At 65.7% G+C, this 25,232-nt stretch carries 17 protein-coding genes; 6 read left to right on the top strand and 11 right to left on the bottom strand.

Annotation, left to right across the window (positions count from 1 at the left end; translation table 11 throughout):
• Positions 1-11: 11 nt before the first annotated feature.
• Together ACZK4Z_RS09995 and ACZK4Z_RS09990 are read right to left on the bottom strand one after the other, a co-directional pair.
• Entirely contained in the window at positions 12-410 is a 399-nt protein-coding gene (locus tag ACZK4Z_RS09995; RefSeq protein ID WP_008267153.1) for a type II toxin-antitoxin system VapC family toxin, read from the bottom strand.
• A 6-nt stretch (positions 411-416) separates the two neighbouring features.
• Positions 417-641, bottom strand: coding sequence for an AbrB/MazE/SpoVT family DNA-binding domain-containing protein (locus ACZK4Z_RS09990; RefSeq protein WP_005409505.1), 225 nt, complete (start codon positions 639-641; stop codon positions 417-419).
• Between the two features lie 302 nt (positions 642-943).
• Between ACZK4Z_RS09990 and acnA the strand changes: the two genes are divergently transcribed.
• A complete protein-coding gene (gene acnA / locus ACZK4Z_RS09985; protein WP_125895862.1) occupies positions 944-3,697 on the top strand; it encodes an aconitate hydratase AcnA in 2,754 nt (917 codons plus the stop codon).
• A 188-nt stretch (positions 3,698-3,885) separates the two neighbouring features.
• Here acnA and ACZK4Z_RS09980 read toward each other — a convergent pair whose 3' ends face one another.
• The gene (locus ACZK4Z_RS09980) at positions 3,886-5,436 is read right to left on the bottom strand and encodes a BCCT family transporter (RefSeq protein WP_032129837.1); all 1,551 of its coding nucleotides are present in this window, start codon (positions 5,434-5,436) and stop codon (positions 3,886-3,888) included.
• 170 nt (positions 5,437-5,606) lie between these two features.
• Between ACZK4Z_RS09980 and betI the strand changes: the two genes are divergently transcribed.
• The 5 genes from betI (at position 5,607) to rpfF (ending at position 12,472) form a co-directional block, all read left to right on the top strand.
• On the top strand, positions 5,607-6,197 hold the full coding sequence (betI, locus tag ACZK4Z_RS09975) for a transcriptional regulator BetI (protein WP_049463410.1): 591 nt from the start codon (positions 5,607-5,609) through the stop codon (positions 6,195-6,197).
• A gap of 38 nt (positions 6,198-6,235) precedes the next feature.
• Complete coding sequence (betB, locus tag ACZK4Z_RS09970) at positions 6,236-7,708, top strand: betaine-aldehyde dehydrogenase (protein WP_049463408.1); 1,473 nt, start codon at positions 6,236-6,238, stop codon at positions 7,706-7,708.
• A 101-nt stretch (positions 7,709-7,809) separates the two neighbouring features.
• Positions 7,810-9,492, top strand: a complete 1,683-nt coding sequence (betA, locus tag ACZK4Z_RS09965; protein ID WP_014037074.1) for a choline dehydrogenase — start codon at positions 7,810-7,812, stop codon at positions 9,490-9,492.
• 233 nt (positions 9,493-9,725) lie between these two features.
• On the top strand, positions 9,726-11,402 hold the full coding sequence (locus ACZK4Z_RS09960) for a long-chain fatty acid--CoA ligase (RefSeq protein WP_032129834.1): 1,677 nt from the start codon (positions 9,726-9,728) through the stop codon (positions 11,400-11,402).
• Positions 11,403-11,602: 200 nt separating this feature from the next.
• Complete coding sequence (gene rpfF / locus ACZK4Z_RS09955) at positions 11,603-12,472, top strand: diffusible signal factor synthase RpfF (RefSeq protein WP_012480080.1); 870 nt, start codon at positions 11,603-11,605, stop codon at positions 12,470-12,472.
• A 12-nt stretch (positions 12,473-12,484) separates the two neighbouring features.
• Here the strand turns inward: rpfF and ACZK4Z_RS09950 are convergent, their stop codons facing one another.
• The 8 genes from ACZK4Z_RS09950 to ACZK4Z_RS09915 all read right to left on the bottom strand — a co-directional run bounded on the left by ACZK4Z_RS09950 (position 12,485) and on the right by ACZK4Z_RS09915 (position 25,142).
• On the bottom strand, positions 12,485-15,208 hold the full coding sequence (locus ACZK4Z_RS09950) for a response regulator (protein WP_080291828.1): 2,724 nt from the start codon (positions 15,206-15,208) through the stop codon (positions 12,485-12,487).
• A gap of 1 nt (position 15,209) precedes the next feature.
• Positions 15,210-16,349: a cyclic di-GMP phosphodiesterase response regulator RpfG gene (gene rpfG / locus ACZK4Z_RS09945; RefSeq protein ID WP_006364528.1), complete on the bottom strand. Its 1,140-nt coding sequence runs from the start codon at positions 16,347-16,349 to the stop codon at positions 15,210-15,212.
• Between the two features lie 205 nt (positions 16,350-16,554).
• Positions 16,555-18,072 carry a lysine--tRNA ligase gene (gene lysS, locus ACZK4Z_RS09940; RefSeq protein WP_478451545.1) on the bottom strand — a complete coding sequence of 506 codons (1,518 nt, stop codon included), beginning with the start codon at positions 18,070-18,072 and terminating at the stop codon, positions 16,555-16,557.
• Between the two features lie 339 nt (positions 18,073-18,411).
• Positions 18,412-20,052 (bottom strand): acetolactate synthase large subunit, encoded by a 1,641-nt coding sequence (locus ACZK4Z_RS09935; RefSeq protein ID WP_097048051.1) that lies wholly within the window; start codon positions 20,050-20,052, stop codon positions 18,412-18,414.
• 63 nt (positions 20,053-20,115) lie between these two features.
• Complete coding sequence (locus ACZK4Z_RS09930; protein WP_478451511.1) at positions 20,116-21,501, bottom strand: NAD-dependent succinate-semialdehyde dehydrogenase; 1,386 nt, start codon at positions 21,499-21,501, stop codon at positions 20,116-20,118.
• 607 nt (positions 21,502-22,108) lie between these two features.
• Positions 22,109-22,891 carry a helix-turn-helix transcriptional regulator gene (locus ACZK4Z_RS09925; protein WP_125895372.1) on the bottom strand — a complete coding sequence of 261 codons (783 nt, stop codon included), beginning with the start codon at positions 22,889-22,891 and terminating at the stop codon, positions 22,109-22,111.
• A 152-nt stretch (positions 22,892-23,043) separates the two neighbouring features.
• A protein-coding gene (prfB, locus tag ACZK4Z_RS09920; RefSeq protein ID WP_097048047.1) for a peptide chain release factor 2 occupies positions 23,044-24,169 on the bottom strand; the annotation gives its coding sequence in 2 pieces (ribosomal slippage) (positions 23,044-24,093 and positions 24,095-24,169; 1,125 coding nt in all).
• 70 nt (positions 24,170-24,239) lie between these two features.
• Positions 24,240-25,142, bottom strand: a complete 903-nt coding sequence (locus tag ACZK4Z_RS09915; RefSeq protein ID WP_478451509.1) for a LytTR family DNA-binding domain-containing protein — start codon at positions 25,140-25,142, stop codon at positions 24,240-24,242.
• Positions 25,143-25,232 lie beyond the last annotated feature (90 nt).

Genomic DNA, 25,232 nt, shown 5'->3' with positions numbered 1-25,232 from the left:
ACAAAATGGGCTCAGGCTTGCGGCACGATCAGCTTCAGGCCCTTGAAGTAGTCGCGGTAAAACGTGTCGTTCCAGGTGATCAGGCCATCGCACTGCAGCAGTGCATGGGCGCCGACCATGAATTCGTCCAGGCTGCGGCGACTGCCGCTGCGCTGGCGGTGACGGCGGTGCATCTCGCCGGCGCGCAGCGCCGACTTGGCTTCCATCGGGTTGAAGTGCACGCCCATTTCTTCCAGCGCTTCGAGCACCTCGGCACCGCCACGCAGCGATGCGCAGACCTCGGCCAGGGTCGCGCCGCAGACCACCACGCGGCCACCGACCAGGCTCTGCCTGAGGATGGCTTCCACGGCATCGGCCTGCGGACCATTGCTGAGCAGCTCGACCAGCACCGGAGAGTCGACGGCGATCATCACGGCTTATTCCTCGTCACGCACCGCACGTACCGCTGCGTCGGACGACTCGAAACCGTCCAGCGCGAACTTGCCGCGCGCCCGTGAAATGGCATCGTCAACACTCTTGCGCAGGATGATGCGGCTGCCGTCCAGCTCGACCTTCAGCAGCGTGCCCTTGGTCAGGCCGAGGGCATCACGCACCGCCTTGGGCAGGGTGATCTGTCCGCGTTCTGCAACAGTGGCTTCCATCGGTAGGCCCTCCAGAGTATGCACAAATTATACATACTTCCCCGGGCATACTTCCACCCTGAACAGGACCGGCAACCCGCCAGCCCTTGCCTCGCAAAGGATCGGCCACAAACGTGACATACGCCATACACCTTCCCCTGTAGTCTGGAACCGATGCCGCAGGCCGGAACCCGGCCCGGATGAATCCATTCAGTCTGGGGTTCATACTGGGACCACCGGGGCCGTCAGGCCCGCGGCGACCGCAAGCAGGTCCGCCCATGCGCGGGCCACTGCAAGCCATCCGCAAGAAGGAGTTACCCCGCATGAGCGATTCGTTCTCCACCCGCAGCCAGCTGAACGTCGGCGGCAAGACCTACGACTACTTCAGCCTGCCCACGCTGGGCCAGCGCTTCGATATCTCCCACCTGCCCTACTCGATGAAGATCCTGCTGGAGAACCTGCTCCGGCACGAGGACGGCGGCATCACCGTCGGCAAGGACCACATCGAAGCCGTGGCCCGCTGGAACCCGGCGGCCGAGCCGGACACCGAAATCGCCTTCATGCCGGCGCGCGTGGTCCTGCAGGACTTCACCGGCGTGCCCTGCGTGGTCGACCTCGCCGCGATGCGCGACGCGGTGGTCAAGCTCGGCGGCTCGCCTGAGCAGATCAACCCGCAGATTCCCTCCGAACTGGTCATCGACCACTCGGTGCAGGTCGACGTGTTCGGCAAGCCGGACGCGCTGGACCTCAACGGCAAGATCGAGTTCCAGCGCAACCAGGAACGCTACGGCTTCCTGCGCTGGGGCCAGAAGGCCTTCGACAACTTCAAGGTAGTGCCGCCGAACACCGGCATCGTCCACCAGGTGAACCTGGAGAACCTGGCCCGCGTGGTGATGACGGCGGACAAGGACGGCAAGGCGGTCGCCTACCCCGATACCGTGTTCGGTACCGACAGCCACACCACGATGATCAACGGCATCGGCGTGCTGGGCTGGGGCGTGGGCGGCATCGAAGCGGAGGCGGCCATGCTCGGCCAGCCGTCGTCGATGCTGATCCCGCAGGTGGTCGGCTTCAAGCTGACCGGCAAGCTGCCCGAGGGCGCCACCGCCACCGACCTGGTGCTGACCGTCACCCAGATGCTGCGCAAGCTGGGCGTGGTCGGCAAGTTCGTCGAGTTCTACGGTGACGGCCTGCAGCACCTGCCGCTGGCCGACCGCGCCACCATTGGCAACATGGCGCCGGAATACGGCGCCACCTGCGGCATCTTCCCGATCGACGCCGAGTCGCTGAACTACCTGCGCCTGTCCGGCCGCAGCGAAGAGCAGATCGATCTGGTTGAAGCCTATGCCAAGGCGCAGGGCCTGTGGCACGAACCGGGCAGCCCGCACGCGCAGTACAGCACCACGCTGGAACTGGACATGGGCACGGTGAAGCCGTCGCTGGCCGGCCCGAAGCGTCCGCAGGACCGTGTGCTGCTGGAAGACGTGCAGAAGAACTACCGCGAAGCCCTGGTTGGCCTGACCACCAACCGTGACAAGCGCAGCGACGATGTCTCCTCGTTCGTCAACGAAGGCGGCGGTGCCGCGGTCGGCAACGAGCAGCTGGCCAAGGGCTACGCCGACATCGAAACCGAAGGCCGCAAGGTCCGCCTGAAGGACGGCGCGGTGGTCATCGCGGCCATCACCTCGTGCACCAACACCTCCAACCCGGCGGTGATGATCGGCGCGGGCCTGTTGGCCCGCAACGCGGCCGCCAAGGGCCTGAACCGCCAGCCGTGGGTGAAGACCTCGCTCGGCCCAGGTTCGCGCGTGGTCACCGATTACCTGGAAAAGGCCGGCGTACTGAAGGAGCTGGAGAAGATCGGCTTCTACGTGGTCGGCTACGGCTGCACCACCTGCATCGGCAACTCCGGCCCGCTGCCGACCGAAGTCAGCGCCGGCATCGCCACCGGCGATCTGGTGGTCACCTCGGTGCTGTCCGGCAACCGCAACTTCGAGGGCCGCGTGCACCCCGAAGTGAAGATGAACTACCTGGCCAGCCCGCCGCTGGTGGTGGCCTATGCCATCGCCGGCACCACCGACATCGACCTGACCACCCAGCCGCTGGGTACCGGCAGCGATGGCCAGCCGGTGTTCCTGCGCGACATCTGGCCGAGCAACAAGGAAATCGGCGACGTCATCGCCGCCACCATCGGCCCGGAGATGTTCAAGCAGAACTACGCCGATGTGTTCAAGGGCGATACCCGCTGGAACACCATCGCTTCGCCGGACGGCAACCTGTACGAGTGGAGCGATGCCTCCACCTACATCAAGAACCCGCCGTACTTCGATGGCATGACCATGCAGACCGGCAGCATCGACGATGTGCACGGTGCACGCGTGATGGGCCTGTTCGGTGATTCGATCACCACCGACCACATCTCCCCGGCCGGCAACATCAAGAAGGACTCGCCTGCAGGCCGCTTCCTGCAGGAGCGCGGCGTGCAGCCGGCCGACTTCAACAGCTACGGCAGCCGCCGCGGCAACGATGACGTGATGGTCCGCGGCACCTTCGCCAACATCCGCATCAAGAACCTGATGTTCGGTGGCGAGGAAGGCGGCAACACCCTGTACTACCCGGCCGGCGGCGGCCAGCCGGAAAAGCTGGCGATCTACGATGCAGCCATGAAGTACAAAGCCGACAAGGTGCCGCTGGTAGTGCTGGCCGGCAAGGAATACGGCACCGGTTCGTCGCGTGACTGGGCGGCCAAGGGCACCCTGCTGCTGGGGGTGAAGGCGGTCGTGGCCGAGAGCTTTGAGCGCATCCACCGCTCCAACCTGGTCGGCATGGGCGTGCTGCCGCTGCAGTTCCGCAACGGCGAGAACGCACAGAGCCTGGGCCTGGACGGTTCGGAAGTGATCGACATCACCGGCCTGCAGGACGGTGCCAGCAAGCGCGCCACGGTCACCGCGACCAAGGCTGACGGCACCAAGAAGACCTTCGAAGTCTCGGTGATGCTGCTGACCCCGAAGGAAGTCGAGTACTTCCGCCATGGCGGCCTGCTGCAGTACGTGCTGCGCCAGCTGGCCAGCAAGTAACGCGTCACCTGTAGAGCCGAGCCTGCGCTCGGCTACATTGCCACAGCATCAGCCGAGCATGGCTCGGCTCTACAACAAGAAGAAGGGCCGGATCCTCGCGGATCCGGCCCTTCCTGTTTCTCCGCAGCCAGGCATGGCCTGGCTCTACTGCGTCACCGACGGCATCGGGATAGATGCCAGGTGCCCGATCACCGGCGCGGTGCGTCCGGGTCGGTGCGCAGTGCCTTCAGCAGGCCCCACATGTAGAACGCCAGGGTGAACGAGAACGGCAGGCCGCACAGCACCACCGCGGTCTGCATCGCACTGAAGTTGCCGGCCAGCAGCAGGCCGACGCTGGCCACGGTGATGCCGGCTGCCCAGAACACGCGCAGCCAGATCGGCGCGTCATGGCCGTCCTCCACGCCATCATCGACGCGACGCGTGCACAGGTTGGCGATCATCAGCGTGCCCGAATCGACCGGAGTCAGGAACAGCACGAAGCCGATCACCACTGCGGCGCCGGCCACGTACGGCGCGGCGGGCAGGTACTCCAGCAGCTTGAACAGCGTCATCGCCGCATCATGCTGGGCCACGTCACCCAGGATCGCCTGGCCGTGGTTGAGCACCAGGTCGATAGCCGTGTTGCCGAAGATCGACAGCCACGCCAGGGTGAAGCCGAGCGGGATCAGCAGGACGCCCATGATCACTTCACGGATGGTGCGGCCACGCGAGATGCGCGCCACGAAAAGACCGACGAACGGCGCCCAGGCGATCCACCACGCCCAGTAGAACAGCGTCCACGAGCCCATCCACTCACGGCCCTTCGGGTCGTTGAGGTACATGTCGAAGCTCTTGCGCACGAATGCGCCGAGATAATCGCCGGTGTTCTGGATCAGACCATCGAACAGGTGCAGGGTCGGGCCGGTGACCAGCACGAACAGCAGCAGGCCGCACAGCAGGCGCACGTTGAGGTTGGAGAGCCAGGCAATGCCCTTCTCCACACCCGCCACCACGCCGATGGTGGCCACCACCATCATCACCAGCACGATTGCCACCAGCACCTGCGGCGTATCCGGAATGTGGAACAGGTAGACCAGGCCGGACTGCACCACCAGCGCGCCGATGCCGAGGTTGGTCACCATCGAGATCAGCGTGGCAAGGATGCCGAAGCCATCGACCATGTCGCCGATGCGGCCATGGATGCGCTCACCGAAGATCGGGTACAGCGCCGAGCGCAGCGCCAGCGGCAGGTCGCGGCGGTAGGCGAAATAGCCCAGCGCCACGCCGACCAGCGCATACAGCGCCCAGCCGTGCAGGCCCCAGTGCAGGAAGGTCAGCACCATCGCCTCGCGGCCGGCGGCCACGGTACCGCCGGGCTGCCCGGGCGGATTGAGGAAATGGTCCAGCGGCTCGTAGGCGCCGTAGTACAGCAGCGCGATGCCGATGCCGGCCGAGAACAGCATCGACACCCAGGCCACGTAACCGAAGGCCGGTGATTCCTCGTTGTGGCCCAGGCGGATGCGGCCATACGGTGAGAACGCCAGCCACAGCACGAAGCCCAGGCACAGCACGATCAGCAGCATGTACCACCAGCCGAACGCCGCCGAGACTTCGGCCTGCGCCCACTGCAGCCAGTGCTCGCTGCTTTCGGGATAAAGAACGGTGAGCAGCCCGAGGATGCCGATCGACACCGAAGAGCTGAAGAAGACAAAACGGTTCAAGCGCAGGGGCGAACGCTTGGGATGAGCCAGGGAAGACATGGGGTCGTCTCATCAAGTCCGAGGGGGCACATGGGCGGGGCCGGACCGGTAAACCGGGCCCATGGCGTGGGGCGCGAGCGCATCCTAGGGTTTATTGATTGAACGTTCAATCAATAAAAAGCATAATGGCGGGCAGCCCGATCCTTCGGGTCGCAATCCGTGGAGAGACAATGCCGAAGAAAGGCGTGGAACCGGTACGGCGCGAACAGCTGATCCGGGCCACTTTCCAGACCATCGACGAGATCGGCATGGCCGATGCGACCGTCGCCACCATCGCGAAGAAAGCAGGGCTGTCCAGCGGCATCGTCGCCCACTACTTCGGCGACAAGGACGGCCTGCTCAATGCTGCAATGCGGCAGATCCTGCGTGAACTGAAGGACGCGGTCGCCCGATACCGTGCCGACGCTGGCGACGACCCGCGCGAGCAGCTGCGCGCCATCGTCGATGGCAACTTCGACGACAGCCAGATCAACGGCACCGCGATGCGCGTCTGGCTGACCTTCTGGGCCGCGAGCATGCACCAGCCGGAACTGGCCCGCCTGCAGCGCGCCAACGACCAGCGCCTGTTCTCCAACCTGTGCCACCAGTTCAACCGCCTGCTGCCCCACACGCAGGCCCGCCTGGCCGCCCGTGGCCTGGCCGCGATGATCGACGGCCTGTGGCTGCGCGGCAGCCTGGTCGGCGGCCAGTTCAATGCCGAGAAGTCCCGGCGCATCGCTTACGGCTACATCGACTTCCAGTTGCAGGCTGCCGCGCTATAAGCGTTGCAGCATCCGCCCCCTTCCAAGGAGTACGCCCCATGACCACCCTGCCCGTCCAACAGCTCTACATCCACGGCCAGCGCGTCGATGCCACCAGCGGCAAGACCTTCAAGACCGTGAACCCGGCCACCGGTGACGTGATCGCTGAAGTGCAGGTCGCCAGCCAGGCCGATGTCGAACGCGCCGTGCAGAGCGCGGCCGAAGGCCAGAAGGTGTGGGCGGCGATGACTGCCATGGAGCGTTCGCGCATCCTGCGCCGCGCCGTCGAGATCCTGCGCGAGCGCAACGACGAACTGGCCCACCTGGAAACCCTGGACACCGGCAAGGCGCTGGCCGAAACCACCACCGTGGACATCGTCACCGGCGCCGACGTGGTCGAGTACTACGCCGGCCTGGCCACCGCCATCGAAGGCATCCAGCTGCCGCTGCGCGAATCGAGCTTCTTCTACACCCGCCGCGAGCCGCTGGGCGTGGTCGCCGGCATCGGCGCCTGGAACTACCCGATCCAGATCGCCATGTGGAAGTCGGCCCCGGCCCTGGCCGCCGGCAACGCGATGGTGTTCAAGCCGTCCGAAGTGACCCCGCTGACAGCGATCCGGCTGGCCGAGATCTACACCGAAGCCGGTGTGCCGGCCGGCGTGTTCAACGTCGTGCAGGGCCCGGGCCGCGAGATCGGCCAGTGGCTGACCGAGCACCCGGTGATCGAGAAGATCTCCTTCACCGGCGGCGTCGCCACCGGCAAGAAGGTGATGGCCAGCGCCGCCTCCTCGTCGCTGAAGGAAGTGACCATGGAGCTGGGCGGCAAGTCGCCGCTGGTGATCTGCGATGACGCCGATCTGGACCGCGCAGCCGACATCGCGGTGATGGCCAACTTCTTCAGCTCTGGCCAGGTCTGCACCAACGGCACCCGCGTGTTCGTGCCGCGCAGCATGCTGGCCGCGTTCGAAGCCGCCGTGGTCGAGCGCGTCAAGCGCATCCGCATCGGCGACCCGATGGCCGCCGAGACCAACTTCGGCCCGCTGACCAGCTTCCCGCACATGGAAAACGTGCTGCGCTACATCGAAAGCGGCAAGGCCGAAGGCGCTCGCCTGCTGACCGGCGGCGGCCGTGCCACCGAAGGCGCGCTGGCCAATGGCGCCTACGTGCTGCCGACCGTGTTCTCCGACTGCCGCGATGACATGACCATCGTCAAGGAAGAGATCTTCGGGCCGGTGATGAGCATCCTCGCCTACGACGACGAAGACGAAGTGGTGCGTCGAGCCAACGACACCACCTTCGGCCTCGCCGCCGGTGTGGTCAGCAAGGACGTCAGCCGCGCCCATCGCATCATCCACCGCCTGGAAGCCGGCATCTGCTGGATCAACACCTGGGGCGAATCGCCGGCCGAAATGCCGGTCGGCGGTTACAAGGAATCCGGCGTCGGCCGTGAGAACGGCCTCTCCACCCTCGGCCACTACACCCGCATCAAGTCGGTGCAGGTGGAACTGGGCGACTACGCCAGCGTGTTCTGATCGGCGCGCCCCGAGCGCGCACCTTCGTCCGGCCACTGCGCCGATCCGACATTCCGCCGGGACGCCTGCATGCAGCGCGCCCCGGCCTGCAGGAGACACCCATGAGCACCCATAACGAGTACGACTACATCATCATCGGCGCCGGTTCGGCCGGCAACGTGCTGGCCACCCGCCTCACCGAAGATGCCGATGTCAGCGTGCTGCTGCTGGAAGCCGGTGGCCCGGACTACCGGCTCGACTTCCGTACCCAGATGCCGGCGGCACTGGCCTTCCCGCTGCAGGGCAAGCGCTACAACTGGGCGTACAAGACCGATCCCGAGCCCTTCATGAACAACCGCCGCATGGACTGCGGCCGTGGCAAGGGGCTGGGTGGCTCGTCGCTGATCAACGGCATGTGCTACATCCGCGGCAACGCGATGGACTACGACAACTGGGCCAGCATGCCCGGCCTGGAAGACTGGACCTACCTGGACTGCCTGCCGTACTTCCGCAAGGCCGAAACCCGTGACATCGGCCCCAACGACTACCACGGTGGCGAAGGTCCGCTGCGCGTGACCACGCCGAAGGCCGGCAACAACGAGCTGTTCGCCGCGATGGTCGAGGCCGGCGTGCAGGCCGGCTACCCGCGCACCGACGACCTCAACGGCTACCAGCAGGAAGGCTTCGGCCCGATGGACCGCACGGTGACCCCGAAGGGCCGTCGTTCCAGCACCGCCCGTGGCTACCTGGACCTGGCCAAGCCGCGCCCGAACCTGACCATCGTCACCCACGCGCTGACCGACCGCATCCTGTTCTCGGGCAAGCGTGCGGTGGGCGTGCAGTGGCTGCACAACGACCAGCCGCAGCGTGCCACCGCCCGCCGCGAAGTGCTGCTGTGTGGCGGCGCCATCGCCTCGCCGCAGATCCTGCAGCGCTCGGGCGTCGGCCCTGCCGACCTGCTGCGCAGCCTGGACATCGACCTGGTGCACCACCTGCCGGGCGTCGGCGCCAACCTGCAGGATCACCTGGAGATGTACCTGCAGTACGAGTGCAAGAAGCCCGTCTCGCTGGCCCCGGCTCTGAAGCTGTACAACCAGCCGGCCATCGGTGCCGAGTGGCTGTTCCTGGGCACCGGCATCGGCGCCAGCAACCAGTTCGAGGCCGGTGGCTTCATCCGCAGCGACGCCGAATTCGACTGGCCGAACCTGCAGTATCACTTCCTGCCGGTGGCGATCAATTACAACGGCTCCAACCCGATCAAGGCACACAGCTTCCAGATGCACGTCGGTTCGATGCGCTCGCCCAGCCGCGGCCGCATCCACGTGCGTTCGAAGGATCCGCGCGAACATCCGAGCATCCTGTTCAACTACATGTCGCACGACCAGGACTGGCGCGAGTTCCGCGCGGCGATCCGCATCACCCGCGAGATCTTCGCGCAGCCGGCACTGGCTCCGTACAGCGGCCGCGAGATCTCGCCGGGCAGCGCACTGCAGACCGATGCGCAGATCGATGCGTTCGTCCGCGAGCATGCCGAGACCGCCTACCACCCGTCGTGCTCGAACAAGATGGGCCATGCCGATGACCCGATGGCGGTGGTCGACGGCCAGGGCCGCGTGCACGGGCTGGAAGGCCTGCGCATCGTCGATGCCTCGATCATGCCGCAGGTGGTGACCGGCAACCTCAACGCACCAACCATCATGATGGCCGAGAAGCTGGCCGACGTGATCCGTGGCCGCACCCCGCTGGCCCGCAGCACCGCGCCGTACTACAAGGCCAACGGCGCACCGGTACGCAAGCAGGGCTGACGCAAGCGACCCTTCGGCAGACGCACACCCCTAATCGGTAGGTGCCCACCTTGGTGGGCACGCCTCCACAGCGCCCCCTCGCAATCCTGTGCCGACCAAGGTCGGCACCTACCACTGCAGCCTCCGCGACCCCTCTTCGCGTTTTCCCTACGGCGGGGTATGCTGCAATGAACGGCCATTGTCGATACGCTCAGGGCCGTAACCTAAAACATCACGATTCCTGGAGGGGGAATATGAGTCTGGATCGTCCCTGGCTGCAGAGCTATCCGAAAGGCGTTCCCGCCGAAATCGACGTCAACGAATTCCATTCGGTCGCCTCGGTCTTCGACGCTTCCGTCGCGAAATTCCGCGACCGTCCCGCCTACTCCAGCTTCGGCAAGGTCCTCACCTATGGTGAGACGGACGCGCTGGTCACCCAGTTCGCCGCCTACCTGCTGGGTGAGCTCAAGCTCAAGAAGGGTGACCGCGTCGCCCTGATGATGCCCAACTGCCTGCAGTACCCGGTGGCCACCTTCGGCGTGCTGCGCGCCGGCCTGACCGTGGTCAACGTCAACCCGCTGTACACCGCGCGCGAACTCAAGCACCAGCTGGTTGATGCCGGCGTCAGTGCCCTGGTGGTGGTCGACAACTTCGGCGACACCGTCGAACAGGTCATCGCCGATACACCGGTCAAGCACGTGGTCACCACCGGCCTGGGCGACCTGCTCGGCGCCAAGGGCGCGATCGTCAACTTCGTGCTGAAGTACATCAAGAAGATGGTGCCCAACTACCACATCAAGGGCGCCGTCCGCTTCAAGCAGGCGCTCAAGCTGGGCAGCCGCCACGCGCTTCCGCCGGTCGAGATCGACCACGACGACATTGCCTTCCTGCAGTACACCGGCGGGACCACCGGCGTGGCCAAGGGTGCGATGCTGACCAACCGCAACCTGATCGCCAACATGCAGCAGGCGTCAGCGTGGCTGTCCACCTCCGGCATCGAGCCGGGCAAGGAAGTGATCATCACTGCCCTGCCGCTGTACCACATCTTCGCGTTGACCGCGAACGGCCTGGTCTTCATGAAGTTCGGTGGCTGCAACCACCTGATCACCAACCCACGCGACATGAAGGGCTTCGTCAAGGAGCTCAAGGGCACCCGCTTCACTGCCATCACCGGCGTCAACACGCTGTTCAACGGCCTGCTCAACACCCCGGGCTTCGACGAGATCGACTTCTCTTCGGTCAAGTTCACCCTGGGCGGCGGCATGGCGGTGCAACGTGCCGTGGCCGAACGCTGGAAGAAGGTCACCGGCGTGACCCTGGTCGAAGCCTATGGCCTGACCGAGACCTCGCCCGCGGCCTGCATCAATCCGCTCACCCTGCCCGAGTACAACGGTGCCATCGGCCTGCCGATCCCGTCTACCGATGCCTGCATCAAGGACGACAACGGCAACATCCTGGCGCTGGGCGAAGTGGGCGAGCTGTGCATCAAGGGCCCGCAGGTGATGAAGGGCTACTGGCAGCGTCCGGAAGAAACCGCCACCGCCATCGATGCGGACGGCTGGCTGCACACCGGCGACATGGCGAAGATGGACGAACAGGGCTTCTTCTACATCGTCGACCGCAAGAAGGACATGATCCTGGTGTCCGGCTTCAACGTGTACCCGAATGAGGTCGAAGACGTCATCGCGATGATGCCGGGCGTGCTGGAAGTCGCCGCCGTCGGTGTCCCGGACGAGAAGTCCGGCGAAGTGGTCAAGGTCGTGATCGTGAAGAAGGACCCGAACCTGACCGCGGAAATGGTCAAGGAACATGCGCGGGCAAACCTGACCGGTTACAAGCACCCCAGAATCGTAGAATTCCGAAAGGAGCTGCCGAAGACCAACGTCGGCAAGATTCTCCGTCGCGAGCTGCGTGATACGCCCGCCCAGTAAGGGTTTCCGGGCAACGGGAGAGTACAGGGACCCCGCCGGGGACGGCGGGGTCTTTTTTATTACCGGAACATGGCCGGCCCGGCGCTTGCGGGCGGTTCACGACGGGTGCATAGAATCAGTCGCCGCCGCACGTTCAGCCCGCCCCCTCACTCCTCTCCGTCCGCTCTGCGGTTGGCCGGACGGTCACACGGAGAACTCCCATGTCCGCAGTACGCCCCATCATCACCCGTCCCTCGCAGCACCCTACCCTGCGTATCACCGAAGAACCCGAGCGGGATGTCTACTGGATCCACATGCACGCCAACCTGGTCAACCAGCCGGGCCGGCCGTGCTTCGCCTCGCGTCTGGTCGATGACATCGTCGACTACCAGCGCGAACTAGGCGATCGCCTCAGCGCCTCGCACGCTCTGTCACCCCATGTCGTTCTTGCCTCGGACAGCGACGTGTTCAACCTGGGTGGCGATCTCGAACTGTTCTGCCGCCTGATCCGCGAGGGCGACCGCGCCCGCCTGCTCGACTATGCCCAACGCTGCGTGCGCGGCGTGCATGCCTTCCATGCCGGCCTGGGCACCCGTGCCCACAGCATCGCCCTGGTCCAGGGCAATGCACTGGGTGGCGGCTTCGAGGCCGCACTGAGCTGCCACACCATCGTCGCCGAGGAAGGCGTGTTGATGGGCCTGCCCGAGGTGCTGTTCGACCTGTTCCCGGGCATGGGCGCCTACTCCTTCCTGTGCCAGCGGATCAGCCCGCGCCTGGCCGAGAAGATCATGCTGGAAGGCAACCTCTACACCGCCAGCCAGCTGAAGGAGATGGGCCTGGTCGACATCGTGGTGCCGGTGGGCGAAGGCGTTGCCGCGGTCGAACAGGTGATCAAGGAAAGCCGGCGCATTCCGCACGCGTGGGCGGCGATGCGTGAGGTCAACGAGATCGCCACCATGGTGCCGCTGCATGAAATGATGCGGATCACCGAGATCTGGGTGGACACCGCCATGCAGCTCGGCGAGAAGTCCCTGCGTACCATGGATCGGCTGGTACGGGCGCAGGCCCGGCGCAATGGCGACCCGGCCTGACCGTCTGGCGGGTCAGGACGGGCTGCGCTCGCTGTCGTCGCGGTGCGATGCCCCCGCACTACGGGCAGCCAACGCATTCCTGCCGTTGCGCAGGGCGGTCGCCAGGCTGCCGAGGCGGGCGTTCCATTCACCCTTCAGCTGCCAGTCCGCCATGCGCATGATTTCGCCACTGGAGGCGGCAACCTGGACAAGCCCCAGGTTGCTCGCCACACCGCGCAGCGCGTGTGCGTGCTCGCGGAAATCCTCCCAGGCCTGGCGCTCGCCGCAGCCCTGCAGCTGGCCCATGCTCGCGTCGACGTCCGCCAGGCACTGGTCGATGAACTTGCGTTCGAAGCCATCGCCCATGCCCAGCGACGCCAGCTCGTCCAGCACCGCGGTATCGAGCACGCCATCGCCAACCGGCAATGCCGGCACCGACTGGATGCCGGACTCGGCGCGGGTATTGGCGGCGACATCGGCCAGCACTTCCAGCAGACGGGTGGCCACCACGGGCTTGGCAAGGAAGGCGCGGGCACCGGCCTGCTCGCAACGCAGGATGGACTCGGGGGTGACGTCCGCGCTCAGCACCATGACCGGAACGTAAGGCATGCCACTGGCCTGCATCACCCGCAACTGTTTGAGCAGGTCCAGTCCGCTCATGCCGGGCATGTGCAGATCGACGATCGCTGCGTCGTAACTGGCCTGCTCCAACGCATCGAGCACTTCGGCGCCGCCATTGACGCAGGTGACCTTGTGGCCGGCCTTCTCCAGCAACCGCTGCAGCACCATGCGGTTGGCTTCGTGGTCGTCGGCCACCAGCACCCGCAGGCTGCGCACCCGCGCACGATGGCGCAGGAAGGGATTGGAAAACGCGATGACATTGCCGGCTTCAGCCACCTCGGACGGAACCGCCGGGGCTGATGAGGTGTCTGCGACGTCCAGCGTGATCTCGACCCAGAACACGCTGCCGCGCGGGCTGTTCGGCGCATAACCGACCTGCCCGCCCATCGACTCGACCAGGCCCTTGGCAATGGCGGTGCCCAGACCGGTGCCTTCATGGCGGCGGGCCAGGCCGACATCGCCCTGCTCGAAGGCATTGAACAGCCGGCCGCGCAGCGCCACCGGTACGCCGATGCCGCTGTCGACGATCTCGAATCGCAGGCGCATCCGCTCGCTACCCAGCACATCGGGGCTGGACACGCGCAGATGCACGTAGCCGCTGTCGGTGAACTTGACCGCGTTACCCATCAGATTGAGCAGGATCTGCTGCAGATGACCGGCATCACCCAGCAGGCGCGGCGGCACGTTGTCATCCACCTGCACGCGATAGTCCAGCGATTTGGAGCGGGTCTGCGGGGTCAGGATCAGGTTGATCGCCTGCAGCACGTCGGCCAGCGCGAACTCGTGCCACTCCACGCGCACCTTGCCGGCTTCGATCGCGGAGATGTCCAGCACCTCTTCCACCAGCGCCAACAGACTGCGGGTCGAGGCCTGGATGGTGTTCAGGCACTCGCGCTGTTCGTCGTCCAGGCGGGTGGTGGCCAGCACTTCGGTCATGCCGGCCAGCCCGTTCAACGGCGTGCGGAACTCATGGCTCATGTTGGCCAGGAAACGGCTCTTGGCTTCGTTGGCCTGGCGCGCCTCTGCCACCGCCCGGGTCAAGGCATGCAGCAGCGAATCGAAGTACAGCGGAATCGCGCCCAGGCCCAGCAGCAGGCCCCAGCCCAGATAGTCGTGGCCGCGCCAGTAGGGCGACAGCATCACCGTGCACAGGAAGGCCAGGCAGCCCATGGCCGTGGCCACGCGCAGGTAGGTGCTGCCGTAGCGCATGCCGTTGCCGATCGTGACCCACAGCATCACCGCATACAGCGGTGCCGCCGGCTCACCCTGGATGGTCATGATCCAGGCCATGCAGGTGTAGTCGGTCAGCATGCCGATCACCCGGCGCACATGCGACACACCCGGATTAACCAGGATCGCGGTCAGCAGGCCGGCGGAAATGGTCAGCTCGAAGGCGAGGATCAGCCACGTCGCAGTCAATGCCTCACCGCCGCCGCTCAGCGAGCGCCAGCCGAGATAGCTGATGAACAGCGCCGTGATGATGATGCGGATCAGGTTCTGCGCGTGCTCGCTGTCCTCGCGCCCGGACAGGCGCTGCTTGAAGCGGGCCAGCAGCGAGCGCTTGTCGGAGCCAGCGGCGGGAGTCGTATCCATGGTCGGATGTCGCATCCTTCGGCGCAGCAGGGAAGAGCAGCACAACGGTACTGCCAGCAACCCCAACCACAGGGAAATGGCCAGCCCCAGGTTGGCCTGCCAGTAAGGGGTCAACAGCACGGTGGTGCCGAAACTGACCATCGCCAGCACGATGGCCGCGGCCAGGTAACGCGGCCCGAAGCGCAGGCCGTTGCCCACCGTGACCCACATCACCACCGCATACACCCACGCCAGCGGCTCACCCATCTGGATCATGCCGACCGCGATCAGGCCGTAATCGGCCAGCATCCCGGCCACCCGCCGCGGATCGGAGCGCTCCGGCTTCCACAGCAGCCAACCGAACAGCAGCAGCGAAAGTCCCAATCCGGTCAGTACCGTCGCCAGCACGCCCTGGTACTGCTCCAGACGGTGCAGGCGCGCACCGGACAGCAGCACATAGACCAGGATCAGCGAGATCAGCACCACCCGCACGATCGCCTGGCCATGCTCCGAATCCGGACGCTGCGCCAACCGGCGCTTCACGCGTGCGAACAGGTCCTGCATGTCACCCACCCGGTCGCGTCGATGCCGTCGAGTGCTGGGCGCAGATATCCATCAACTGCTGGTGGCCGCGCATAAGCGCATCCACGCAGCGTGGATCGAACAGGCGGCCACGCTGGGCATACAGATAGGCCAGTGTGGCTTCCATGGTCCATGCTTCCTTGTACGGACGGGGTGAGATGAGTGCGTCGAAGACGTCGGCCACGGCGACGATGCGCGCTTCCAGCGGAATCGCCTCACCGACCAGCCCATCCGGGTAGCCGCTGCCGTCGTAACGTTCGTGGTGGCGCAGTGCGATCAATGCGCCGACCTGGATGAAGCGGTTCTGGCTGCCACTGAGCAGCTCATGGCCGATGCGCGGGTGCCGCCGCATGATCGCCAGTTCTTCGTCGTTGAGCTTGCCCTGCTTGAGCAGCACTGCATCGGGAATGGCGATCTTGCCCATGTCATGCAGCGGCGCGGCCATCTCGATCAGGCGCACGTCGTCTTCGGGCAGGCCGAGCTGCTCGGCGATCAGCCCTGCCACGCGCGCCATGCGTTCGAGGTAGGCACTGGTGCCGGCATCACGGAACTCGATCGCCCGTGCCAACCGCGACAGGGTCTCGCGTTCGCGCTCCTCGACCTCGTGCATGCTGGCCAGCAAGCGCTGCTCCAGGGACAAGGCGCGTTGCTTCACGTTCTCGGTCTGCTGGCGCAGCTGCAACAGGTTGTAGCAGCGCGCGCGCAGTTCGCGCGGACGGATGGGCTTGACCAGGAAGTCGATGACCCCCGCTTCCAGCGCCGCCTGACGGATCGGCTCGTCGCCGACCACGGTGATCAGGATCACGGGAATGTCGCGATGCTTGGGCAGGCGACGGAAACGGCGGGCGAACTCCAGCCCGTCCATTTCCGGCATGCGGTAATCGAGCAGCAGCAGGTCGACCGGATGCGCCTCACACCAGGCCAATGCGGTCAGCGGATCACCGAAGTCATACACGCTCAGTTCCGGCGCGATATCTTCGATGACGTGACGCAGCATCGTCCGGGCGGACGTCTGGTCGTCAACAATGACGATGTTCAACGCGTACTCTGCCTGGTTTCTCGACCATGCTGGATCATCAGCAGGCGAGGATACCCTGCCGCTGCGAACGCTCGCACCCTGCATCGGCCTGACTCCCGTGTCATGCGTCCCGGTTCATGATCGTCATCACATTGTGAAGCGGACTCTCCACAATGCGCACTCCCCCTGGCGCCGATCAAGCCACAACAGACGTCAAGGTAGTGCATTAACGATACGCCGAGTGCGGGAGGCGTCAATCGCGCCGTCTCATTTCGCGACGGCGCGCACAAACAGGAGTCAAAAAGACGACTTACTGCTCCGGACGCATGTACGGGAACAGCAGCACGTCACGGATCGAGCTGCTGCCAGTCAGCAGCATCACCAGGCGATCGACGCCGATGCCGAGGCCGCCGGTCGGTGCCATGCCGTACTCCAGCGCACGGATGTAGTCGGCGTCGTAGTGCATGGCCTCGTCATCGCCGCCTTCCTTCGCGGCTACCTGGGCCTGGAAACGCTGGGCCTGGTCTTCCGGGTCGTTCAGCTCGGAGAAGCCATTGGCCAGCTCCTTGCCGTTGACGAACAGCTCGAAGCGGTCGGTGTAGCCCGGATCGTTGTCGTTGGCACGGGCCAGCGGCGAGACCTCCACCGGATGGTCGGTGATGAAGGTCGGCTGGATCAGGGTGTGCTCGACGGTGGCTTCGAAGATCTCCAGCAGCAGCTTGCCCCAGCCGTAAGACGGCTTGACGCGGATCTTCAAGCGCTCGCAGTGGTGCAGCAGCGCCTCGCGGTCGGTGCAGTCGGCAGCAGAGATTTCCGGGTTGTGGTGGCGCACAGCCTCGTCCATGCGCCAGCGGCGGAACGCCGGGCCCAGGTCGATCTTCGCGCCGTCCCACTCCACTTCGGTGGAACCGTTGACGGTCGTGGCCACGTCACGGATCACGCCTTCGGTCAGGTCCATGATCTCGTTGTACGTGGCATAGGCCTCGTACAGCTCCATCATGGTGAATTCCGGGTTGTGGCGGGTGCTGACGCCTTCATTGCGGAAGTTGCGGTTGATCTCGTACACGCGCTCCAGGCCACCCACGGTCAGGCGCTTGAGGTACAGCTCCGGCGCCACGCGCAGGTACAGGTCCAGGTCCAGCGCATTGTGGTGGGTGGTGAACGGCTTGGCCGCCGCGCCGCCGGGGATGTAATGCATCATCGGCGTTTCGACTTCCAGGAAGTCGCGGTTGTCCAGCCACGCGCGCATCGCGCGGATGATCTTCGAGCGCTTGATGAACACCGCGCGCGACTCCGGGGTCACGATCAGGTCGACATAGCGCTGGCGGTAGCGCTGCTCGACGTCGGCCAGGCCATGCCACTTGTCCGGCAGCGGGCGCAGCGACTTGGTCAGCAGGCGGATCGATTCGGCCTTGACCGACAGCTCACCGGTCTTGGTACGGGTCAGGCCGCCTTCGACGGCGATGATGTCGCCCACGTCCCAGCCCTTGAAGGCGGTGTAGGCATCGCCCAGCACCGTGCCCTGCAGGAACAGCTGGATGCGGCCGGACTCGTCCTGGATCTGCGCGAAACTGGCCTTGCCCATGATGCGCTTGGCCATCAGGCGACCGGCCATCTTCACCTGGCGGCCGTTGCCTTCCAGGGCCTCGGCGGTCCACTGCTCGGCGTCGGCGAATTCTTCCTGCAGGCGGCCGGCGAAGTCCTCGCGACGGAAGTCGTTCGGGTACGCGATGCCCTGCCCACGCAGCGTTTTGAGTTTCTCGCGGCGCTCGGCGATCAACTTGTTTTCGTCAACGGGGGGGGGGTATCGGTAGCTTCGCTCATGGATCTGCGGGAATCGTGTAGTGAGGGGGGATGTTGCGCCCGGCACAGCCGGTTGCCCAGCATACCAAAACCGCCCCGCCCCAGCCCTGGGCCGGGCCCCTGCCTGGTCGTCGCCAACCTTGGTTGGCGGTCCGTGTGTCGATCAAGGTCGACACCTACCAGGCCCACTGCCCGCCGCCTGGTAGCCGCCAACCTTGGTTGGCGCTCCATCGTGTCGACCAAGGTCGACACCTACCAGGTCCGCTGCCCGCCGCTCTGGTAGCCGCCAACCTTGGTTGGCGGTCCGCGTGTCGACCAAGGTCGACACCTACCGGATTCCGGGGAACCGATGCCCCGGTAGGCGTCAACCGTTCCCGGGAAACGCCTGCCGCAGCTCGTCCACCAGCACCCGCTGGTTCTCCGAGTAGTCGATCGGCACCGATACCAGGTGCACCCCACCCTCGTTGAACGCCGCCTCCAGCGTCGGGATGAACTGCTCGATGGCCGTCACCTCATGCCCCTTGCAGCCATAGGCTTCCGCATACTTCACGAAATCCGGGTTACTGAATGTCATGCCGTAGTCGGTGAAGCCATCCACCGCCTGCTTCCAGCGGATCATCCCGTAGGCGCCGTCGTTGAGGATCAGCACCACCAGGTTCAGGCCCAGCCGACGCGCGGTCTCCAGCTCCTGGCTGTTCATCATGAAACCGCCATCGCCGCACACCGCCAGCACCCGCCGCTGCGGGTACAGGATCGAGGCCATGATCGCCGACGGCAGGCCCGCGCCCATCGTCGCCAGCGCGTTGTCCAGCAGCAGCGTATTGGCCACCTGGGTGCGGTAATTGCGCGCAAACCAGATCTTGTACATGCCGTTGTCCAGCGCCACGATGCCGTCCGGCGGCATCACCTGGCGCACGTCGTGCACCAGCCGCTGCGGGGTGAATCCAGCTTCCTCGGCACGGTCAGCCAGGTGTTCCAGAATGGTCGCGCGCAGCGGTAGCAGCGCGTCGGCGTTCGGCACTGCACCTTCGATACGGTCGGCCAGCTGGGTCAGCGAACGGCCGATATCGCCGATCACCTCCACCTGCGGGAAATAGACCTGCTCCACCGCCGCCTGCGAATAGCCGATGTGGATGACCGTCGGCCCACCCGGGCGCATCACGAACGGCGGTTTCTCGGTGACCTCATGGCCGATCGTCACGATCACGTCGGCCTGGTCGATCGCCATGTGCACGTAGTCGCGCTCGGTCAGCGCCGCGGTGCCCATGTACAGGCCCGAACCACCGGCCACCGCGCCCTTGCCCATCTGCGTGGTGAAGAACGGAATGCCGGCACGCAGCACGAACGCCGACAGCGCTTCGCTGGACTGCGGCCGCGACGCCGCCGAGGCGATCATCAGCAGCGGGCGCCTGGCGTTGCGGATGATCTCCGCCGCGCGGTCCAGTGCTTCCGGACTGGCAATGGGACGATCCACCGCGTGCGGCGGAATCAGCGCCACGTCCCCGACCTCATCGGCCGCGATGTCTTCGGGTAGCTCCAGCAGCACCGGGCCCGGGCGCTCTTCCAGCGCGGTACGGAATGCCTCGCGGACGATGGTCGGAATGGTGCGCGCCGACACGATCTGCCGCGCCTGCTTGGTCAGCGGCTTCATGGTGCTGACGATGTCGACGATCTGGAAACGCGCCTGCTTGCTGGCGACGATGCCCTTTTGGCCGGTGATCATGATCACCGGCCACGCACCCAGCAGCGCGTAGGCGGCGCCGGTGGTGAAGTTGAGCGCGCCCGGGCCGAGCGTGGCCAGGCACACACCCGGCTTGCCGGTCAGCCGGCCATAAGTCGCCGCCATGAACACGGCCGCCTGTTCGTGGCGGGTGATGACCAGCTCGATGCTGGAATGGCGCAGCGACTCGACCACGTCGAGATTCTCTTCGCCGGGAATACCGAAAATACGCTCGACGCCTTCGTTCTCAAGCGCGGCGACGAGCAGATCTGAACCCTTGGACATTGGAATGCCGTCCTTTTCGCTGGACTGATGATGGATCGTTGCAGGAAGGATGGAAGCTGCGCGTCAACGCTTGTCGAACCACACCGTCTGCGCGTTGACGAATTCGCGGATGCCGAAGTGCGAGAGCTCGCGGCCGAAGCCGCTCTTCTTCACGCCGCCGATCGGCACGCGCGGGTCAGAGGCGGAGAAACCGTTGACGAACACGCCGCCGGTCTGCAGCCGGCGCGCCAGCTGCATGGCCCGCGCGCGGTCGCCGGTCCACAGGTTGCCGCTGAGGCCGAACTCGCTCTGGTTGGCCAGTTCCACCGCATGGTCGGCATCGCGGGCACGGCTGATCGAGACCACCGGACCAAAGGTTTCGGTATCGAAAGCCTGCATGCCCGGCTCCACGCCGGCCAGCACGGTGGGCGCATAGAACGCACCCGGGCGATCCAACTGGTGGCCACCGACCAGCAGCTGCGCACCGGCCTCCACCGAAGCGCGTACCTGTGCGTCGAGCTGTTCCAGCAGGTCCTGGCGCGCCATCGGGCCGATACGGTTGCCGGCTTCACGGCCGTCGCCGATGGTCAGCGCCTGCACCTTCTGGCAGAACTGCGCCACGAAGCGGTCGTACACCGCGTCTTCAACGATGATGCGCTTGCCGGCGATGCAGACCTGCCCGGTGTTCTGGAAGCGTGAGGCCACCGCCGCTTCGACGGCAGCGTCCAGATCGGCGTCGGCCAGCACGATGAACGGGTCCGAGCCGCCCAGTTCCAGCACCACCTTCTTCAGCGCCTGCCCGGCCTGGGCGGCAATGCTGCGGCCGGCGGCCACGCTGCCGGTCAGGGTGACGGCGGCGATGCGGTCATCGGCGATCGCACGGCTGGTGCCCTCGCGGCTGATGTTGGCGGCGATGAAGGTGCCTTCCGGCAGGCCTGCGTCGCGCCAGGCGGCGTCAAGCAGCTGCGCGGTACCGACGATGTTCTCGGCCGGCTTCAGCAGGAAGCCGTTGCCGCCCATCAGGATCGGTACCGCCGCGCGCATCACCTGCCAGTACGGGAAGTTCCACGGCATGATGCCCAGCACCACGCCCAGCGGCAGGTAGGACACGTAAGCCTTGTCGTCGGGCACCTGGGTCGGTTCGTCGCGCAGGAACTGCGCACCGTGGTCGGCGTACCAGTCGCACAGCACGGCGCACTTCTCGATCTCGGCCAGCGACTCGGCCTGGACCTTGCCCATTTCGGCGGTGGCCAGCACGGCCAGCTTTTCACGGTCACGGCGCAGTACCGCGGCCATCGCACGCAGTACGTCTGCGCGCTGTTCGAGGCTCCTGGCGCTCCAGGCCGCAAAGCCAACCTGGCCGCGATCCAGGATTGTTTCCAGTTCGGCGTCGGTGGCGAAGGGATGGCTGGCGATCTGCTGGCCGGTGGCCGGATCGCGGGAAATGGCGGTGCTGGGGGCAGCGGACATGCAGGTCTCCTGGTGTCTCGACAACGGGCGGCGGCCCGTCTCCTGCACAGGAATGTGGACCCGATTGGCGGAGGCAACAAGGCGTCTGCTTATCCTGTGACCTGCAGTTACCTGCCTGAATTGGGTTATCGGCAGGGCTGCGCCCTGCACCCACCGAAGCAACAGCAACAGCCGAAGCAACAGCACAAGCTGGTTTCCTGCGGGATGGCGGGGTGGGTCCGGTTGCGGGGGTCGCTGCAAGTACGTCCATGTAAGCTCGGTCGCCGCATCCATGCGGCTCACGCCCCCGCAACCGGACCCATCCCGCCTTCGACAGTTTTCCGCGATCTGTCGGAACGGATCCAACTTCAGATGAATTTCGATATCTGACAGATGTGTCGACCAAGGTCGACACCTACCAACAGCCGCCGGAATCTGTCAGAGGCGGGGCGGTGTCGGAGTGCGGGGTGTCAGCCGCATGGATGCGGCTGCCAAGCCTACACGGACGTACTTGCGGCGTCCCCGCACTCCGACACCGCCCCGCCAACCCACGGATAGCTCGCTGTTGCTGTTGCCGTTGCTTCGGCTTGAAGCAGGTGCAGGGCTGCAAGCCCTGCCGAACAACCCCCTACCTACGCGGCAGGTAGGTAACCAGTGACAGGTCGTGCCGGCTCTCCGGCACCAACGCCACGTACTGCAGGTCCAGCAACCCGCGCGTTGGGTGGTTCAGCTTCTTCGCACCTTCGTCGAATCGGCGCACGTCGTGCTCCGGCCACCACTGGCGGAACTCCTCGCTGTGCGCGGCGATGTCCTCGGCCAGCGCAAGGAACGGGGCCTTGTCCGGCGCCTGCGCCATCGCCGCGCGGAAGCCTGCCAGCAGGCCGCGGGTCATTTCTTCCCAGTTGAGGATCAGCGTGCGGTACGGCGGGTACAGGAACATCAGCCGCAGCGTGTTGCGCTCATGTGGCGCCAGCTGGCTGTAGTCCACGAACAGGTCGGCGATGGCCGGGTTCCAGGCCAGGATGTCGTAACGGGTATTGCGCACGTAGGCCGGGATCGGCTGCATGGCCTCGACCAGCTGGCGCAGGCCGTCGGTCACGCTCTCGTCCGGTGATTCCAGCGGCACGCCGTAGCCGGACAGCGCGAACGCGTAGGCGCGTTCGTCGTCGCTCATGCGCAGCACCTGCGCCAGCCGCTCCAGCACCTCGGGCGAGGCGCGCACTTCGCGACCCTGCTCGATCCAGGTGTACCAGCTGACACTGACCCCGATCGCCAGTGCCACTTCCTCGCGCTTCAGGCCCGGGGTACGCCGGCGCCCGGCCGGCAGGCCGAGCGTGGCGGGATCGACACGGGCGCGGCAGGCCTTGAGGAAGCCGCCGAGTTCCTTGCGTTCACTTTCGCTGCGCATCATCGGCCCGTCCTACACTTTGTAGCGTCGAGCCATGCTCGACGCATCCACCAGCTCGCGAAAAGCAGCCGAGCATGGCTCGGCTCTACACAAAAACGGTTCAACCACCCTCGGCGTTGCGCACGAGGGTGATGATATCCGCGCAGGCACGTCGATCAGGCATCGACGCGCTTGGAGCCCACGGCCAGGCCGGCCTTCAGGCTGGCCTCGACGAACTCGTCCAGGTCGCCGTCCAGCACCTTCTGCGTATCCGAACGCTCGATGCCGGTACGCAGGTCCTTGATACGGCTCTGGTCGAGCACGTAGTTGCGGATCTGGCTGCCCCAGCCGATGTCGGACTTGGTGGCTTCCACGGCGTCCTTCTCGGCGTTGCGCTTCTGGATCTCCAGCTCGTACAGCTTGGCGGCCAGCATCTTCATCGCGTTGTCGCGGTTCTGGTGCTGGCTGCGGCCGGTCTGGCAGGCCACGACGATGTTGGTCGGGATGTGGGTGATACGCACCGCCGACTCGGTCTTGTTCACGTGCTGGCCACCGGCACCGGACGAACGGTACACGTCGGTACGCAGGTCGGCCGGGTTGATGGTGATGTCGATGTTGTCATCGATCTCCGGCGACACGAACACCGAGGTGAAGCTGGTGTGGCGGCGGTTGTCCGAGTCGAACGGCGACTTGCGCACCAGGCGGTGCACGCCGGTCTCGGTCTTCAGCCAGCCGTAGGCATAGTCGCCTTCCACGCGCAGCGTGGCCGACTTGATGCCGGCGACGTCGCCACCGGAGACTTCCATCAGCTCGGTCTTCCAGCCGCGCGATTCACACCAGCGCAGGTACATGCGCAGCAGGATCTCGGCCCAGTCCTGGGCTTCGGTGCCACCGGCACCGGCCTGGATGTCGACGAACGCGGCAGCATTGTCCATCTCGCCGGAGAACATGCGCTGGAACTCCAGCTTCTCCACGTGCGACTGGTGCTTGTCCAGGTCGGCGACCACGGCCAGCGCGGTGTCTTCGTCCTGTTCGGACTCAGCCAGCTCAAGCAGTTCGGTGGCATCAGCCAGGCCGTCCAGCACCGAGGCGATGCCGCCCACGGTCTTTTCCAGGCTGGAACGCTCGCGGCCCAGGTTCTGGGCGTATTCGGCGTTGTTCCAGACGTCGGGGCTTTCCAGCTCCCGCGTTACTTCTTCAAGACGCTCTTTCTTGGCGTCGTAGTCAAAGATACCCCCGAAGCGACAGCACGCGATCGGTCAGATCGGTGATGCGCTGGCGGACAGGATTCAGTTCGATCATGTCGGCGGTTATGCATTCAAAAGATGACTGGTAATGATACCGCAGGCCGGGGATGCCCGGAATGAGGGCCTCACCCTGCCCCCAGCGCCTGCCGCAGCAGCGGTAGCTGGCGCCGGCTGCAGGGCACCTTCGCCCCGTCGGCCATGTGCAGCAGGGCCTCGCCGCCGTCCAGCGGCTCGATCGAGCGCAGCTGGCCCCGATGGATCAGCCAGCTGCGGTGCGGACGCAGGAACTCGCCCGGGTCCAGCCGCTGTTCCAGTACCGCCATGGTGATCCGCAGCGGGTAGTCGTGGCCGCGTACCCGCAGGTTCACGTAGTTCCCCGCCGCCTGGGCGTACTCCACGTCGGCGGTGGCGACCAGGAACTCCTTGCCCAGCTTGCGCACCAGGAAGTGCTGGGGGCGCTCGACCGGCTCCACCGGCGGGCCGACATCGGGCTCGGCCAGCAGGTGCGCTTCCCCCTGCCGCTGGCGGCCGAACCAGGCCACGGCGTGCACGGCAATCACCAGCAGGCTGTAGGTCTGCACGTCCTTGAAGAACTCGTAGAACCACTGCGCCGGCCAGGCGCCATAGGTGTAGTGCTGGCCAATCAGGGCGAAGGCCAGCTTGCGCATCAGCACCATGGCACTGACATGCAACAGCCACCAGGCAACGCCACCCAGCACGTAGAAGCCGATCCGGCGCCGCCAGGTGTCTGCATGCAACGGCCAGCGGTGAGCGGCGGCATGCAGAAGTGCCAGCAGGCCCAGGCTGGCAACCGCACTGCTGAACTCCTCGATCGAGACAGTCCCTGCGGAAAAGGGCTGCGCGTCGCGCAATGCCCGCATCCACTGCGCCAGCACATTGCCTGCGGCGGTGCCCAGGAACAGCAACGACCAGAATGCGACGGCAAGCCCGGGGCGACGCGTTCGTTCTGCAACTGGGGCGGTCAGCGCCGCCGAATCTCCATTCTCCATGCCTCCATTGTTGCCCATCCGGCTCCATGCGCATCAGCCATTGGTCCCAGCCACCCCACCACTGGCCCCTGAACGTCCGCCATCGCGCCCCATCCACTGGCATCCGGG

It is taken from the genome of Stenotrophomonas sp. 71799_Sma (assembly GCF_056482505.1).
This window is presented reverse-complemented; position numbering and strand designations above follow the sequence as displayed.